At 72.2% G+C, this 15756-nt stretch carries 10 protein-coding genes; 5 read left to right on the forward strand and 5 right to left on the reverse strand.

Annotated elements, in window-relative coordinates; all coding sequences use genetic code 11:
* Positions 1-6: 6 nt before the first annotated feature.
* From ACLBYE_RS00685 to fixJ, 3 genes are all read left to right on the forward strand, one after another.
* Complete coding sequence (locus ACLBYE_RS00685) at positions 7-3345, forward strand: PAS domain S-box protein (RefSeq protein ID WP_447692626.1); 3339 nt, start codon at positions 7-9, stop codon at positions 3343-3345.
* 114 nt (positions 3346-3459) lie between these two features.
* Positions 3460-5013, forward strand: a complete 1554-nt coding sequence (locus ACLBYE_RS00690) for a PAS domain S-box protein (RefSeq protein ID WP_447692627.1) — start codon at positions 3460-3462, stop codon at positions 5011-5013.
* Positions 5003-5620 carry a response regulator FixJ gene (fixJ, locus tag ACLBYE_RS00695; RefSeq protein WP_447692628.1) on the forward strand — a complete coding sequence of 206 codons (618 nt, stop codon included), beginning with the start codon at positions 5003-5005 and terminating at the stop codon, positions 5618-5620. Before ACLBYE_RS00690 ends, fixJ begins: the two co-directional genes overlap by 11 nt.
* A gap of 74 nt (positions 5621-5694) precedes the next feature.
* On the opposite strand, the gene efeB is transcribed toward fixJ, so the two are convergent.
* The 3 genes from efeB to ACLBYE_RS00710 all read right to left on the reverse strand — a co-directional run bounded on the left by efeB (position 5695) and on the right by ACLBYE_RS00710 (position 8329).
* A complete protein-coding gene (gene efeB / locus ACLBYE_RS00700) occupies positions 5695-6936 on the reverse strand; it encodes an iron uptake transporter deferrochelatase/peroxidase subunit (RefSeq protein WP_447692637.1) in 1242 nt (413 codons plus the stop codon).
* A 78-nt stretch (positions 6937-7014) separates the two neighbouring features.
* Positions 7015-7902: an iron uptake system protein EfeO gene (gene efeO, locus ACLBYE_RS00705; RefSeq protein ID WP_447692629.1), complete on the reverse strand. Its 888-nt coding sequence runs from the start codon at positions 7900-7902 to the stop codon at positions 7015-7017.
* A gap of 241 nt (positions 7903-8143) precedes the next feature.
* Positions 8144-8329 carry a hypothetical protein gene (locus ACLBYE_RS00710; RefSeq protein WP_447692630.1) on the reverse strand — a complete coding sequence of 62 codons (186 nt, stop codon included), beginning with the start codon at positions 8327-8329 and terminating at the stop codon, positions 8144-8146.
* A 221-nt stretch (positions 8330-8550) separates the two neighbouring features.
* Here ACLBYE_RS00710 and ACLBYE_RS00715 point away from each other — a divergent pair, with 221 nt between their 5' ends.
* Entirely contained in the window at positions 8551-10884 is a 2334-nt protein-coding gene (locus ACLBYE_RS00715; protein WP_447692631.1) for an ATP-binding protein, read from the forward strand.
* Entirely contained in the window at positions 10881-12272 is a 1392-nt protein-coding gene (ugpB, locus tag ACLBYE_RS00720; RefSeq protein WP_447692632.1) for a sn-glycerol-3-phosphate ABC transporter substrate-binding protein UgpB, read from the forward strand. Before ACLBYE_RS00715 ends, ugpB begins: the two co-directional genes overlap by 4 nt.
* 130 nt (positions 12273-12402) lie before the next feature.
* On the opposite strand, the gene ACLBYE_RS00725 is transcribed toward ugpB, so the two are convergent.
* Together ACLBYE_RS00725 and ACLBYE_RS00730 are read right to left on the reverse strand one after the other, a co-directional pair.
* Positions 12403-14040, reverse strand: a complete 1638-nt coding sequence (locus tag ACLBYE_RS00725; protein ID WP_447692633.1) for an ABC transporter substrate-binding protein — start codon at positions 14038-14040, stop codon at positions 12403-12405.
* A partial coding sequence (locus tag ACLBYE_RS00730; RefSeq protein ID WP_447692634.1) for a sensor histidine kinase occupies positions 14037-15756 on the reverse strand: 1720 nt, incomplete at its 5' end. The genes ACLBYE_RS00730 and ACLBYE_RS00725, both read right to left, overlap by 4 nt.

The raw sequence follows: 15756 nt of genomic DNA on the forward strand, positions 1-15756 counted from the left end.
GCATCGATGACGCGCGCGGCCGTCCCGCAGAACTGGTTTCCGGTCGGAGGCGGGGATCTCGGCGACCTGATCCGCGGCCATGACTGGGCGGCGACGCCGCTCGGGGCCATCGCCTCCTGGCCCGCGCCCGTCCGGACCATCGTCCAGACCCTGCTGCTCTCGCCGGTCCCGACGGTGGCGATCTGGGGAAGCGACGGGATCCTTGTCTACAACCGGGGCTACGCGGAGGTCTGCGGCCCGCGCCATCCGGAGGCCCTCGGCGGGCGTCTCCTGGAACTCTGGCCGGAAGCCCGCGCCTTCAACGCGCACGTGATCGCGAGCGGCCTGTCCGGTCGCCCGCTCAGCTTCCGCGCCCAGGAACTGGAGCTCTGGCGACACGGTCGTCCGGAGACGGTCTGGATGGACCTCGACTACACACCCATCCTGGACGACGAGGGGACGCCGATCGGCACGCTCGCCACGGTGCTCGACATCACCGAGCGCGTCCTCAGCGAGCGTCGGATCGCCGAGAACGAGAGCCGCCTCGGCTTCCTCGACCAGCTGGGCCAGGCAACCGCGAACGCCCGCGACGCCGGCACGATCCTGGAGATCACCACGCGCTGCGTCGGCGCGCACCTGAACCTGTCGAACTGCGCCTACGCCGACATGGATCCGGACGGCGACGGCTTCACCATCCGCGGCAACTGGCACGTGCCGACGTCGCCCTCGATCCTCGGGCATTACAGCCTCGCCGATTTCGGCGCCCTGGCCGTCCAGGAACTCAATGCCGGCCGGCCGCTCATCATCAACGACAACGCCGCCGAGCTCGCCCCGCACGAGGCCGACGCCTTCCGGGCGATCGGGATCGCGGCCACCATCTGCATGCCGCTGGTGAAGGACGGACGGCTCGCCGCCCTGATGGCCGTCCACCATGCGCGGCCCCACCGCTGGTCGCGCGCCGAACTCGCGCTCATCCGCGAAGTGACCGAGCGCTGCTGGGCGCATATCGAGCGTGTGGGCGCCGAGGCGAGCCTGCGGCTCAGCGAGGCGCGGCTGCGCGCCCTGGTCCACGCGACCTCCGACGTGGTCTACCGCATGAGCCCGGACTGGCAGGAGATGCGCCAGCTCGACGGTCGCGGCTTCCTGTCCGACATGGCGGAGCCGAGCGTGCGCTGGCTCGACCGCTACGTCGATCCGGCCGACAGGCCCGAGGTCATGGCCGCCGCCGACGACGCGGTCCGCCGCAAGGGCCTGTTTGAACTCGAGCACCGGGTCCGACGCGCCGACGGCGGCGTGGGCTGGACGCTGTCGCGCGCCGTGCCGCTGATCGATCGGCACGGGACCGTCACCGAGTGGTTCGGGATGGCCAGCGACGTCACCTTCCGCCACGAGGCCGACGCGCGGCTCAGGGAGAGCGAGGCCCGATTCCGCGCCATGGCGGACGACGCGCCGGTGATGACCTGGATCACCGACGAGACCGGGGCGTGCATCTACCTCAACCGGCGCTGGTACGAGTTCACCGGGCAGGCCGAGGCCGAGGCGCTCGGCCTCGGCTGGCTGGACGCGATCCATCCCGACGATCGCGCCCACTCCGAGCAGGTGTTCCTGGCGGCGAACACCGACCGGGCGTCGTTCCGCCTCGAATACCGCCTCCGGGACAGGGACGGCCGGTACCGCTGGGCGCTCGACGCCGCGTCACCGCGGTTCGCCTCCGACGGCGCGTTCCTCGGCTATTTCGGCTCGGTCATCGACATCGACGAGCGCCGCGAGGCCGAGGCGCGGCTGCGCACGCTCACCGACGTCGTGCCGGCCTTCGTCTGGTTCGCCTCGCCGGACGGCCGGCTGCATTACCTGAACGACCGCTGGTGCGCGTATACCGGCCTCGACACGCAGGCGTCGCTGCCCGATGGCTGGATCGAGGCGGTGCATCCGGACGATCGCGCGCGGACGGCAGCGGTCTGGGCGGACGCGCGCGAGCGGGGCGTCACCTACGAGATCGAGGTGCGCTATCGGCGGCGCGACGGCGCGTATCGCTGGTACATGGCCCGGGCCGAACCGCTGCGCGATCCCGGAGGGACGATCACCGCCTGGTTCGGGACATCGACCGACATCCACGACCGCAAGCTCGCCGAAGACGGTCTGCGCGAGCTGAACGAGACCCTGGAGAGCCGTGTCGCCGAGCGCACCGGAGAGCTGCTCAAGACCGAGGAGGCGCTGCGCCAGTCGCAGAAGATGGAGGCCGTGGGCCAGCTCACCGGCGGCGTGGCGCACGACTTCAACAACCTGCTCACCATCATCCGCTCGTCCGTCGACTTCCTGCGCCGGCCCGAGCTGCCCGAGGCGCGCAAGGCCCGCTACCTCGACGCGGTGTCCGACACGGTCGATCGCGCCGCCAAGCTGACCGGCCAGCTTCTCGCCTTCGCCCGCCGCCAGACCCTGGACCCGCAGGTCTTCGACCTCGGCGACCGGTTGCGGGCCGTGGCCGAGCTGCTCGACACGGTGACGGGCGCGCGGATCCGGATCGTCACCGCGATCCCGGCGGTCTCCTGCGCCGTGCGCGCCGACCTGAGCCAGTTCGAGACGGCGCTGGTGAACATCGCCGTCAACGCGCGCGACGCGATGGACGGCGAGGGCACCCTCACGCTGCGATTGACCTGCTCCTGCCCTCTGCCGGCGATCCGCGGGCACGCGGCGAGCGCGCGGCCGTTCGCGGCGATCGCGCTCACCGATACTGGCTCCGGCATCGCCCCGAACGTGCTGGACCGGATCTTCGAGCCGTTCTTCACCACCAAGGAGGTCGGCAAGGGGACGGGCCTGGGCCTGAGCCAGGTGTTCGGCTTCGCGAAGCAGTCCGGCGGCGATGTCGCGGTCGAGAGCGTGCTCGGCGCGGGCACGACCTTCACGCTCTACCTGCCCGAAGTCGCGGCCGAGACCGCGCCGTACGCCGCCGTCGCCCCCGCGGAGCCGGCCTCCCCCATCGGTTCCGGCCAGCGCGTGCTGGTGGTGGAGGACAACGTCGAGGTCGGCACCTTCGCCACGCAGATTCTGGAGGATCTCGGTTACGAGACCACCTGGGCGGCGAATGCCGAGGAAGCCTTGGACCGGCTCGGACCTGAGGGGGCGGAGTTCGACGTCGTGTTCTCGGACGTGGTGATGCCGGGGATGGGCGGGCTGGCCCTCGCGCAGGAACTCAGGCGCCGGATGCCGCGGCTTCCGGTGCTCCTGGCCTCGGGCTACAGCCACGTCCTCGCGCAGGACGGCGCGCACGGGTTCTCGGTCCTGCACAAGCCCTACTCGGCCGAGCAGCTTGGACGCCTGCTCCGGCAAGTCACCGCGCCGAAGCGGGGCGCGACGGCGCCGCCGTGAGCCGCTGCGGCGTGCACGAGCGCGCGCCCGGCTGTTTGCCGATGCAACCGGCGGTGTAAGACGGGCGCCGACGACCCGGACGGATGACGGTGCCGTCCCCCGCGCGCGACCGAGATGACGACGCCTGAACACCCATACGCGCCCGCGACCGGCGACGGCGGCCCGTTCGACGCCGACGGCCTGCGGCTGACGCTCGACGAGGCCGGCATCTGCGGCTGGGCCCTCGACATCCCGACCGGGCGCGTCACGATCCTCCCGTCCTGCATCCGCCTGTTCGGCGTGCCGCCGGACCGCCTCACCACCCTGAACGAGATCCAAGCGCGCGTGCACCCGGACGACCGCGCCGCCCGGGCGGCGGCGATCGGGCGCGCGCTGACGGACGGCGGAAGCTACGAGATCGACTTCCGCGCCGTGCATCCAGACGGACGCGTTCACTGGTTGCGCTCGCGCGGGCGCGTGCAGGTCGATGCCGGCGGCCGGCCGTGCCGGCACCGGGGCGTGGTCTTCAGCATCCACGCGCAGAAGCAGGCCGACGAGGAATTGCGGGCGCGCGAGGCGCACCTGCGCTCGATCCTCGACACGGTGCCCGATGCGATGATCGTCATCGACGAGCAGGCGCAGATCAAGTCGTTCAGCGCGGCCGCCGTGCGCCAGTTCGGCTACGGCTCGGACGAGATGGTCGGGCGGAACGTCAGCGTGCTGATGCCGGAGCCGTACCGCAGCCAGCACGACGCCTACATGGCCCGCTACCTCCGGACGGGCGAGCGCCGGATCATCGGCATCGGCCGCGTCGTGGTCGGCCAGCGCAAGGACGGCTCGACCTTCCCCATGGAGCTGTCGGTCGGCGAGATGCGCTCGGGCGGCGAGCGCTACTTCACCGGCTTCATCCGGGACCTCACCGAGCGGAACGAGACCGAGACGCGCCTGCAGGAGCTGCAGTCCGAGCTGGTGCACATGTCGCGCTTCACCGCCCTCGGCGAGATGGCCTCGACCCTGGCCCACGAGATCAACCAGCCCCTGACGGCGATCGCGAGCTACCTGAAGGGCTGCCGTCGCCTCCTCGGGCGCATGGAGGGTCCCGAGGTGCCCCTCCTCGCCGACGCTGTGAACCAGGCGGCGGACCAGGCCCTGAGAGCCGGGCAGGTGATCCGGCACCTGCGGGATTTCGTGTCGCGCGGCGAGAGCGAGCGCCACATCGAGGGATTGCCGAAGCTGATCGAGGAAGCGAGCGCCCTCGCCCTCGTCGGCGCCAAGGAGAAGGGCGTGCGCGTCCGCTTCGATCTCGACCCGGACGCGCCCCTCGTGATGGCGGTCCGGATCCAGGTGCAGCAGGTCCTGCTCAACCTCATCCGCAACGCGATCGAGGCCATGCAGGACGTCGCCCGGCGCGACCTGACCGTCGCCACGCGGGCGCTGCCCGCCGAGGGCCTGATCGAGGTGCGCGTGTCGGATACCGGGACCGGCATCGCGCCCGAGATCGCCGAGCAGCTCTTCCAGCCCTTCGTGACGACGAAGGCGAACGGCATGGGCGTCGGCCTGTCGATCTGCCGGACCATCGTCGAGGCCCACGGCGGCAAGATCCAGGCCGGACCCGGTCCGGACGGCGGGACGACCTTCCGCTTCACCCTGCGCACCTTCGACCGCGAGGAGATGGCTGATGTCGAGTGACGCGCCGGTGCATATCGTGGACGACGATCTCGCGGTGCGTCAGGCGCTGGCCTTCCTGCTGGCGACCGACGGGCTGACCGTCCGCGTCCACGAGTCCGCGACCGCCTTCCTGGCGGCGGAGTCCGAGCGCGTCGGGTGCGTCGTCACCGACGTGCGCATGCCCGGCATCGACGGTGTCGAGCTCCTGCACCGCCTCCGCCAGCGGGGCAGCCCGCCGCCGGTGATCGTCATGACGGGCCACGCGGACGTCGCCCTCGCGGTCTCGGCCATGAAGGCCGGCGCGGTCGACTTCATCGAGAAGCCGTTCGACGACGAGGTGCTCCTCGCCAGCATCCGCTCGGCCCTGGCGCGGGCTGACCGGACCAGGACGCGCGCGTCCGAGCGCGACGCGGTGCGGGCGCGCCTGGCCGAACTGACCGAGCGCGAGCGGCAGGTGCTGGAGGGTCTGGTCGCCGGCAAGGCCAACAAGGTGATCGGCCTCGATCTCGGCATCAGCCCGCGGACGGTGGAGATCTACCGGGCGAACGTCATGTCCAAGCTCCGGGCCGGCAGCCTCTCCGAACTCGTCCGCATGGCCCTGATCGCGGGGCAGACGGACGGCGACTGAGCGCGGACGCGATCCCGCGGGCGGCCGGTATCCCGGAGACGGATGTCCGAGCCGGGATCCGCGCCGGCGCCGTCTCAGGTCGCGGCCAGCATCCCTTCCCCGAGGAAGGAACCGGGCCCGGGCACGCCGGGCAGGGCGAAGAAATAGCCGCCGCCGATCGGGCGGATGTACTCTTCGAGACCCTCGCCGGAGAGACGGTTCTGCACGGTGATGAATCCGGCGGCGAGGTCGGCCTGGTAGCAGACGAACAGCAGGCCCATGTCCAGCTGGCCGGCGGCGGTCAGCCCGCGGGAATAGTTGTAGCTGCGGCGCAGGATCAGGCTGCCCTCGGTGCCCGGCAGGCGCGGATTGGCGAGGCGGATATGGGCCGCGAGCGAGATCGCCTCGCCGTCCGGGTCGGCGGCGTAGTCGGGGACGTCGCGCTCGTGTCCCTGCCGGAGCGGCGCGCCGCTGCCCTTGTGCCGCCCGATGATGGATTCCTGCTCGCCGAGCGGCGTGCGGTCCCAGCGCTCGACGAGGGTGCGGATGATCCGCACCACCTGGTAGCTCCCACCCGTCGTCCAGGCCGGCTCGTCCTGCCTCACTCCGACCCAGACGTAACGGTCCATCATCCGGAGGTCCCGCACGTCGAGGTTGGCGGTGCCGTCCTTGAAGCCGAGCATGTTGCGCACGGTGTCGGCCCCCATGGTCTTCACCACGTGGGGCGGGAGGAAGCCCTCCATCTTCCAGCGCGGCGTGAGGAGGCCGGGCGTCGCCTTGATGACGTCGCGCAGGGCGTGGATGTTGGTCTCGGCGGTGTTCGAGCAGAACTGGATCAGCAGGTCGCCGTGGCACTGCGCCGGGTCGAGCGCGTCGTTGGGGAAGCGCTCCATCGGCCCGAGATGGCGCGGGCGGGCGCGACCCAGGCCGAACCGGTAGTCGAACAGGCTCGCGCCGACCGAGACGGTGGCGGTGAGATTGTCCGGGAGGATGGTCGGCCCGAGGATGCCGGAATTGCGCGGCGGGAGCTGCGGGTGGAGATCGGGCACGGCACCGCCGCGCGTCAGGAAGGCGAGGCGCTCGGTGAGCGTCCGGAACAGGTGGGGCAGCTCGCCGCGCCGCTCGGCCAGCACGTCGAAGGCGACGTACAGGGCCGCGGCCGGCTGCGGGGTGACGATCCCGGCCTGATGGGGGCCGTAGAAGGGCTGGGCGACGAGCGTCCCTTCCGTGGCGATGGTCGGCGTCGCGTCCTCGGCCCGGGCCGGGCCGACGAGCGCGGCGGCGCCGAGTCCGCCGAGAAGCTGGCGGCGGGTGGTGACCGGTGACGGGAAACGCATCATCGCTCGGCAAGATCTGTGTGTGTTGCCCCCTGTAGCCTCGAACAAAGGCCACAGGGCGGCACCTCGGCAATGATATCAGTCTAGACCCAACCGGCCACGCAGCGTCGACAGATCTTCAGCCAGAAGGGTGATGGGCCCCTTCAGGGCGTTGCGGTCCCGGGCGGTGAGGTTGTCGTAGCTCTGGAAGCCGCCATCCGGACTGCGGTAGCGCGCGAGCAGGTCCTCGACCCGCTTGTAGCTGCGCTCGACCCGGGCCACGAAGTCCCGGTCCGTCAGCAGCGGCCGCAGGAGCGTGAACACCACCTTCGAGCCCTCGATATTGGCCTGGAAGTCCCACAGGTCGGTGCGGCTGTAGCGCTCCTCCTCGCCGCTGATCTTGGTGGCGGCGATCCCCTCGATCAGCGCCGAGGCCGCCCCGACCGCCCGGGCGGGCGGGATGGCGAGCGCCGCGAGTCGGTCGCGCAGGGTCACGGTCTCGGCGGCGAGCCGCTCCGCGATCTCGCCGAGCCCCTCCGTGGTGCCGAGAGTGAACAGCGCCATCTCCAGCCGATGGAAGCCGACGAAGGCGGGATCGCGCTCGCGCAGCTCGAACTCGTCGCTGCGCACGTCGAGACGCTTGATCAGCTCGGGAAACAGGGCCGCCACCGGCTCGATGCGCTCGTAGGGCGCGCGCGCCGGGGCGTAGAGCCGGCGCGCCTCCGCGACCTGCCCGGCCTGGATCGCCGCGACGAAGCGCGCGGTCTCGCGCACGAAGGCGTCGGCCTGGGCCACGACGTAGGTCCTGTAGGCCGCGAGGGCCGCGGCCAGCTCCGGCGGCACCGGCCGGGACGGCCGGGCGGGACGCGGGCTGTCCGGCATGTCGAGGGACCAGGCCGGCCGGGGATCGCCGACACCGATCAGCGTCGCCAGCGCGAGGGCCGCGATGCGGGATCGGTCCCGGGCGAGGCTTGGAGACGCGGGCATGGGCGGCGGCGCATCGTGACACGGGGCGCGGCCCGAGCCGGCCGCATCGACCGGCTAATCGAGGCCTCACCCGCGGGCAACTGCCGACCGCGGCGGCGGTTCGCGGCGGGCCCTGGCCGACCGGCCTTCCGGCGGCCTCGCGGAGCATGTTCGCGGCGCGCTCAGACGAGGAGCGGGATCACGATCGCGAGCAGGACATTCCCGCCGACGAGCAGGATCAGAGGAAGCGTCTCCACGCCGGTCAGCCCAGGCAGGCCCGGGCGCGGATCCCGGCCATCGCGGGCTTCGCCGGGCAGGCGGGCGCGTCGGCGGCGTAGCTCCGGGTGCCGGCCGGCTGCCCGGTGACGGCCTGCGAGAGCGCCGGCAGGTAGGTCGTGCCGACCATGATGCCGGCCGAGAGCAGGAGGCGGGCGATGACGTCGAGCATGGTGTTTCCCCTCATTCGGCCTTCGAGGACCGTTGTGCGAGGCGGTATCTACGCAAGCGGTGCTGCGGGAATATTGCGTCCCGTGTTGCTTCAGCGCTCTCGGGAAGTCATCGCGCCGATGGCACAATAACGGACTGTGTCGTCGTGGAATCGGCGACGGATCGGGGAGCGGGACGGGTGACGAGGCGCGGGACACGGTGCGCGGCGCGATGATCCGCGGGTTGGGGAGGTCCGGGATCGCGCGCCGCGTCCTCGTGGTCGGCGCGATCCCGATACTCGTCGCGGCCGCCATCGCGCTGGGCGCCTGGATCCTGCTCTACGAGGCCGAGCGGGCCCGGACCGGCGCCGTGGTGGCAACGGAGACCGCACAGACGCTGACGTCGATGAACCGGGCGCGGGCGGACGCCGTCAGCGGCGGCACCGCGCGGCGGGACGAGGCCGAGCGTCGCTTCGACGAGCGGGCCGCCACGGCGGCCGGGCAGCTCGAACGTCTGGAGGGTCTCGCGCGCACGCGCGGCCAGTCGGCTCTCGTGGCGACCGTCACGGGCGATCTGAACTCGCAGGTGACGCGCATGCGCTCGCTCCTGCTCTCCGAGCGGACGGCGAACGCGACGATCGCCGATATGGCCCGGCGGGCCGACGCCCTGGTGGCGCTGACCGACGTCGCGCGCCGGCGCCAGCAGCAGGACAACGCCCAGTTGATCGCCGTCCTGGCCGTCAAGGATGCCGAGCTGGAGCGGAACCAGGGCGTCGTCACGGCCCTCCGGGAGCTCCGGGAGGCGATCAGCACCGCGGAGCTGAACCGGGCGCGCATCGGCCGCCCGGTCTTCCCGATCGAGTTCGACGAACTCGCCGCCGACCTGCGGCAGCTCGATGCGGTGGGCGACCGGCTGCGCCGCGTCCTGCGGGTCGACGGCGAGGCGGGGGCGGCGGACCGGGCGACGGAGCTCCTGAAGGCGTACCGCGACCGGAGCCGGACCGAGGACGGCCTGAACCGGGTGCTCTCCGAGGGCTTCGAGCTGACCCGCGCGACCCAGGCCGGCCGCGTCCTGGTCGAGTGGTGCGACCAGCTCGTCCAGGTGAACGTCACCCGGCAGAACCGGCTGTACGAGGAGGTCGCGCTCCTGATCCGTCACTCGGTCCTCTCGAACGAGGCCGAGCTCTCCGCCCAGGACATCGCCCTCACGGCCCTGCGCCTCGCCCGGCGGACGGACGCGGCCCTGGCGCGCCGGGATACCGCGGAAGCGTCGCGGGTGCTGGAGGCCGGCGCGGAGCTGTCGGGCACGTCCCGGACGCTGCTCATCCCGGTGAGCATCCGGGACGAGATGGCGGAGGCGATCGACGGCTGGCGCACGCAGCTCGCCGCGACGATCGAGAAGATCGGCGAGCAGAACGAGACCATCGCCGACATGGACAGCCGCGCCGCCACGATGAGCGCCAACGCGCAGACCCTGAGCCGGGCCTTCATCGACGATGCCGACCAGTTCGGCAGCGTGATCCGGCAGCTGTTGGTCGTGGGGGCGGTCGGCGCCCTGTGCCTGGGGATCGGCGCCGCCGCCGCGGTGGCGCGCTCGATCACCCGGCCGCTGCACGCGCTCCAGCACAGCATCGTCACCGCCGCCGCCGCGCCCGCCCCCGAGGATATCGGCCGCGACAGCCACCTGCTCACCCGACGCGACGAACTCGGCGACATCGCCAGGGCGACCAACGCGTTCCTGGAGCAGATCCGCCGCCGCGAGGCGGACCGGCGCAACGCGTCCCAGCGGGCCGACGACGCGCTCACGACCCTGCGGCAGGCCCAGGAGGACCTGATCCGCGCGGAGCGGCTCGCCTCGCTCGGGCAGCTCGTGGCGGGCGTCTCGCACGAGATCAGCACCCCGCTCGGCATCGCCCTGACCACGGCGACGCAGGTCCAGTCCGACTCGGCCGCGTTCGCGCGCATGGTCGGGGACAACCAGCTCTCCCGGTCGCGGCTGACCCAGTATGCCGGGCGGATGCGGGAGGGCGCGCAGCTCCTGACCAGCAACCTGATGCGCGCGGCCGATCTCCTCTACAGCTTCAAGCAGGTGGCGGCCGATCAGGCCATCGAGGACCGCCGCCCACTGAACCTCGCGGACTGGATCGACGAGTTGCTGAAGAGCCTGCGCGCCCTGGCGCGGCCGGGCCGGCACGTCTTCCAGGTCGAGTGCCCGCCCGATCTCGTCGTCGATACCCTGCCGGGGATCCTGGCGCAGGTCGTCTCGAACGCCGTCAAGAACGCGATCGAGCACGGCTTCCAGGATCGGGAGGGCGGCCGCATCACCATCACGGGGATCCGGTCCGGGGACGGCATCGGCCTCTCCATCGCCGATGACGGGCGCGGCATCGACGGGGCCGACCTCGGCCGCGTGTTCGACCCGTTCTTCACGACGGCCCGCGCCCGCGGCGGCACGGGCCTGGGCCTGCACATCGTCCACAACCTCGTGGTGAACCGCCTCCAGGGGCGGGTCGAACTACAGAGCAGCGCGGGTGCCGGCACGGTGCTGCGGCTGTGGCTCCCGGAGCGGCTGGCATGATCGGCGCGACGCAACCCACCCGGCGCGGCGTCGGCCGCCCGAGGCTGCCGAGCGCCGGCGCCCGGCTGCTCATGCCGCTGCTCTTTGGGCTACTCGTCGGGCTCCTCGCCGCGCTGCGCCCGCTGCCCGCCGCGGCCCTCACCGAGATTCAGTTCTGGCACGCCCTGGACGGGCCGAACGGCGAGCTGGTGACCCGCCTCGCCGAGACCTTCAACGCCTCCCAGCCGGACTACCGGGTCGTGCCGGTCTACAAGGGCTCCTACGCCGAGACGATCAGCAGCGGCATCACGGCCTACCGCACCGGCGCGGCGCCGCACCTGCTGCAGGTCTTCGAGGTCGGCAACGGCACCATGGCGGCCGCCGTCGGCGCCGTCAGGTCCGTCGCCACCGTGATGCGGGAGGCCGGGCTCTCGGTGACGCCGGAGGACTTCCTACCGGTCGTCGCCACCAATTATCGGGATGCCGAGGGCGGGATGCTGTCCCTCCCCTTCAACGTCTCGTCGACGGTGATGTGGATCAACCGCGACCGGTTCCGTCTGGCGGGACTCGACGCCAAGCAGCCCCCGGCGACCTGGCCCGAGGTCTTCGAGGCCGCGCGGCGGCTCAAGGCGGCGGACGGCAAGCGGTGCGCCCTGTCCTCCGCCTGGCCGACCTGGGTGCATATCGAGCAGCTGTCCGTCTGGCACGACCGGCCGCTCGCGACCCGCTCCAACGGCCTGGACGGCTACGATGCCGAACTCGTCTTCAACGGACCGCTCCAGGTCCGCCACCTGCAGAACCTCGTCGACCTGAAGCGCGCGGGCGTGTTCGAGTACAACGACCGCGTCAATCGCGGCGAGAGCCGGTTCGTCTCGGGCGACTGCGCGATCTTCCTCACCTCGTCCAGCCTGTACGGCAAGGTCGCCACCGCCGCCCGGTTCGACTGGATGGTCGTGCCCATGCCCTTCTATCCCGACGTCGTGCCGGAGCCGCAGAACGCGATCCTGGGCGGCGGCTCGCTCTACGTGATGCAGGGCAAGACGCCGGACGAGTACCGCGGCGTCGCCCGGTTCCTGGCCTTCCTGATGGACGGGCGGCAGCAGGCCGCGATGTACCGGAACACCGGCTACATCCCCACCACGCGCGGCGCCTACGCCGACGCGGTGGCGGAGGGCTTCTTCGAGCGGCACCCGCAGCTCCACGTCGCCGTACAGGAACTCACCCGGCGGCCGCCGACGCGCAACACCGCCGGACTGCGCCTGGGCAACATGCTGCAGATCCGGGACATCTGGGCCGAAGAGCTGGAGGCGGCGCTCGACGGCGCGAAGGCGCCGCAGCAGGCCCTCGACGACGCCGTGGCGCGGGGCAATCAGGTGCTGCGGGTCTTCCAGCAGCGGACCAAGAAGTGAGCGTGGCCGGTCGGTCGGCCCACACCGTCATCGCGAGCGCCGCGAAGCGACCCAGGAATGCGCGCCGCTAGTGGACGTGGCGCTGCTGGATTGCTTCGCTCCGCTCGCAAGGACGGCGCCGTCATTGCCGTCAGCGGGGGTCGCGGAACCGCACCGTCTCGAACAGGTGGCGGCCGAGGGGGTCCATCGTCAGGCCGAGCACGTCGTCACGGAGCGCCAGATGCACCTTGGTGTGGGCCAGGGGCACCCAGGGCATCGCGCGCCGGGCGATGGCCTGAGCCTGCCGGTACAGAGCCTGGCGCGCCTCCCGGTCGCCGGTTCGGCGGGCGGCCTCGACCAGCCGGTCGTAGGTTGGGTCGCACCAGCGGGCGAGGTTGGCACCGCCGGTCTGGGCGGCCTTGCAGCCGAGCAGGATGTTCAAGAAGTTGTCCGGGTCGCCGTTATCGCTCGTCCAGCCGTAGAGCATCAGCGAGGGCTCTCCGCCGTACAGGGCGGCGCGGTACGCGTTCCAGGGACGTGTCACCGGGCGCGCGCGGATGCCCACCTGCGCGAGGTCGGCCTGGATCATGTCGGCGACGCGCCGGCCGTTCGGGTTGTAGGGTCGGCTGACTGGCGGATACCACAGGTCGACGTCGAAGCCGTCGGCGAGCCCGGCCTCGGCCAGCAGGCGCAGCGCCTCGCCGCGGTCGAAGGGGGTGTCCGGCAGGTCCGCGTCGTGGGCCCAGATCCCGGGCGGCAGCAGCCCCTGCGCCAGGATCCCGGCGTCGCCGTAGACGCCCGCCACGATCGCCCGCCGGTCGATGGCGAGGTTGACTGCGCGCCGCACCCGGGCGTCGCCGAAGGGCGCGCGGGTCGTGTTGAGGGCGAGATAGGCGACGTTCAGCTCGGCCAGCGCGAGCAGCGTCAGGCCCGGCTCCGCCCGGATCGCGTCGAGGTCGCCGGTCGCCGGGAAGGCCATGGCGTGGCACTCTCCGGCCCGCAGCTTGTTCAAGCGGACCGCCGCGTTCGGCGTGATCGCGAAGACGAGACTGTCGGGCCGCTCACCCGGTTCGTTCCCGTCCGCGGCGCGGCGCCAGTAATCCGGGAAGGCGCGGTAGCGCAGGACCTGATCCGGCCGGTATCCCTCGAACACGAACGGGCCCGTCCCGATCGGCGCCCGGGCGAGGTCGTCCGACGCGTTGCCGGCCGCGAGGACCGCGGCGTACTCGGCGGACAGGATGGCGCCGAAGGCCTGCGCGATGTTGGCGAGGAAGGTGGTGTCGGCCTCGCGCAGCCGGAAGCGGACGCGGCGCGGATCCGGGGCGTCGACGGCCTCGATCAGGTCGGCGAGGCCTAGATCGTGGAAGTAGGTGAAGCCCTGCGCGGCGCCGTCGGGGCCGGAGCGCCGCTGCCGGGTGAACGAGAACACCACGTCGTCGGCGTTCAGGGCGCGCGTGGGGGTGAAGCGCGCGTTGGCGTGGAAGCGCACGCCGTCCCGCAGGACGAAGACGTAGGTCCGGCCGTCCTCCGAGACCGTCCAGGATTCGGCGAGGGCCGGGCGGATCGTCGTGGTGCCGGGCGCGAACTCGACCAGCGTATTGTAGACCTGCCACGCGGCGTTCATCGTGGTGGTGGTCGTGGCGCGGGCGGGATCGAAGGATTCCGGGCTGCCTTCCGAGCAGAACACGAAGGTGCGCGCCGACGCCGGGCCGTGGCCGAGGAGCAGCGCCGAGATGAAGCCGGCCGCCAGGGCGCGCTGCCCGGCTCGGTATGCCGCGGCCGGCCTCACGGCGTCCGGATCGCGCCGGTCCGCGGCCGCGCGGCCGCTCCGGCACCCTGGGCGGGAAAGTCGACCTGCACGACGGTCCCCTGGCCGGGCTCGCTGCTGACCGCGATGCGGCCGCCGAGCTTGGCGGTCACGAGATTGTGGACGATGTGCATGCCGAGCCCCGTGCTGCCGGCGCTGCGGGCCGTCGTGAAGAACGGGTCGAAAATCCGGTCGAGGTGCTCCGGCGGGATGCCCTGACCGGTGTCGCGGACCTCCATCCGCACGAGGCCGCCCTCGCGTTCCGACACGTCCACAGTGATCCGTCCCGGCTCGCCCGCCCGGAACCCGTGCACGACCGCATTCGCGATGAGGTTGGTCACGATCTGCGCCAGCACGCCGGGATTGGTGTCGATGACGAGGTCCGCGGGGCAGGCGCGCTCCACCACGTGGCCGCCCTTGCGCAGCATCGGCCTGAGGCTCGCCAGCAGGTCGTCGAGCCAGGTCGCCAGCACGACGCTGCGGCTCTCGTCGCTGACGCGGTCCACCGCGACCTGCTTGAAGCCCTGGACGAGGTCGGCGGCCCGGGTGAGATTCGTGCAGAGCAGGGTGGCGCCCTCCTCGACCCGGTCGACGAAGTGGTTCAGCCGGGACCGCGACAGCGTGCCGGCGGACAGGCCGGTGCGGAAGGCCCGCGCCTCGTCGCTCATGAGCGTCCCGGTGGTGAGCGCGATGCCCAGCGGCGTGTTGATCTCATGGGCGACCCCGGCCACGAGCTGCCCGAGGGAGGCGAGCTTCTCGGCCCGGACGAGGTTGTCCTGGGTCCGGCGCAGCTCGACCAGGGCGACGTCCGCCTGATCCTTGGCCCGGCGCAGCGCGCCTTCCCGGCGGGTGATCTCGGAGACGAAGACCGCGGTGGCGCGGGCGATGTCGCCGAGCTCGTCCCGGCGTGCCGTGCCCCGCACGGCCGCCCCCGCCGGGTTACCGGTCAGCATGACCATGTCGCCCTGGAGGGCGCGCAGCGGCACCAGGATCGAGCGGGCGACGAGGATCACGACCAGCGCGCCGAACAGCAGGAGCCCGGCCGCGCCGGCGAGCAGGATCCGCTGGATGACGATGCCGGACCGGTCGGCGTCCTCCACGAAAGCGTCGTTGAGCGCCTTGGCGCTGTCGATCATCGTCGCGGCGAGCCCGTCCATCGCGACGATCATGGCGTTCTGCTGCCGCAGGCCCCCGATTGTGGTGGTGAGGCGCCCGCGCCACCCGTCGAGGGCCTGGACCATCTCGGCCTGGATCAGCGGCGAGATCGGCAGCGAGGCGGCGCTCCGGGCGAGGCGCTCGCCCTCGTCGCGCATCCGCTCGGCGAGGGCCGCGTCCCGGTGCAGGAGGGCGCCCGCGGTGCGCGGCCCCAGCTTGAGGGTGCCGATCGCGACGTTCTGGGTGGCACGCTCGATCTCGTTGGCCTCCACGGAATAGGCCAGCAGCTGGGCCACCTCGTCGTGCAGGCTCTCCTGGCCGGACGTCTCGATCTTCAAGGTGCGCTCGATCCAGGCGTCGAGCTTCGCGCGGAGGTCCGGCCTCGACCCCGCCGCCTCGGCGGTGAGCGCGTCGAGGGCCTCCGCGTCGGCGTCGCGGCCGTCGGCCCGCAGCGCCGCCGCGAGGTCGCGGCTGGCGGCGCGGAACAGGCCCTGCGCGCGCGGGCCGTCGCCCTCCGAGACCGCCGCTCCGGCGGGGCCGGCC

The sequence above is a fragment of the Methylobacterium sp. A52T genome (assembly GCF_053346095.1).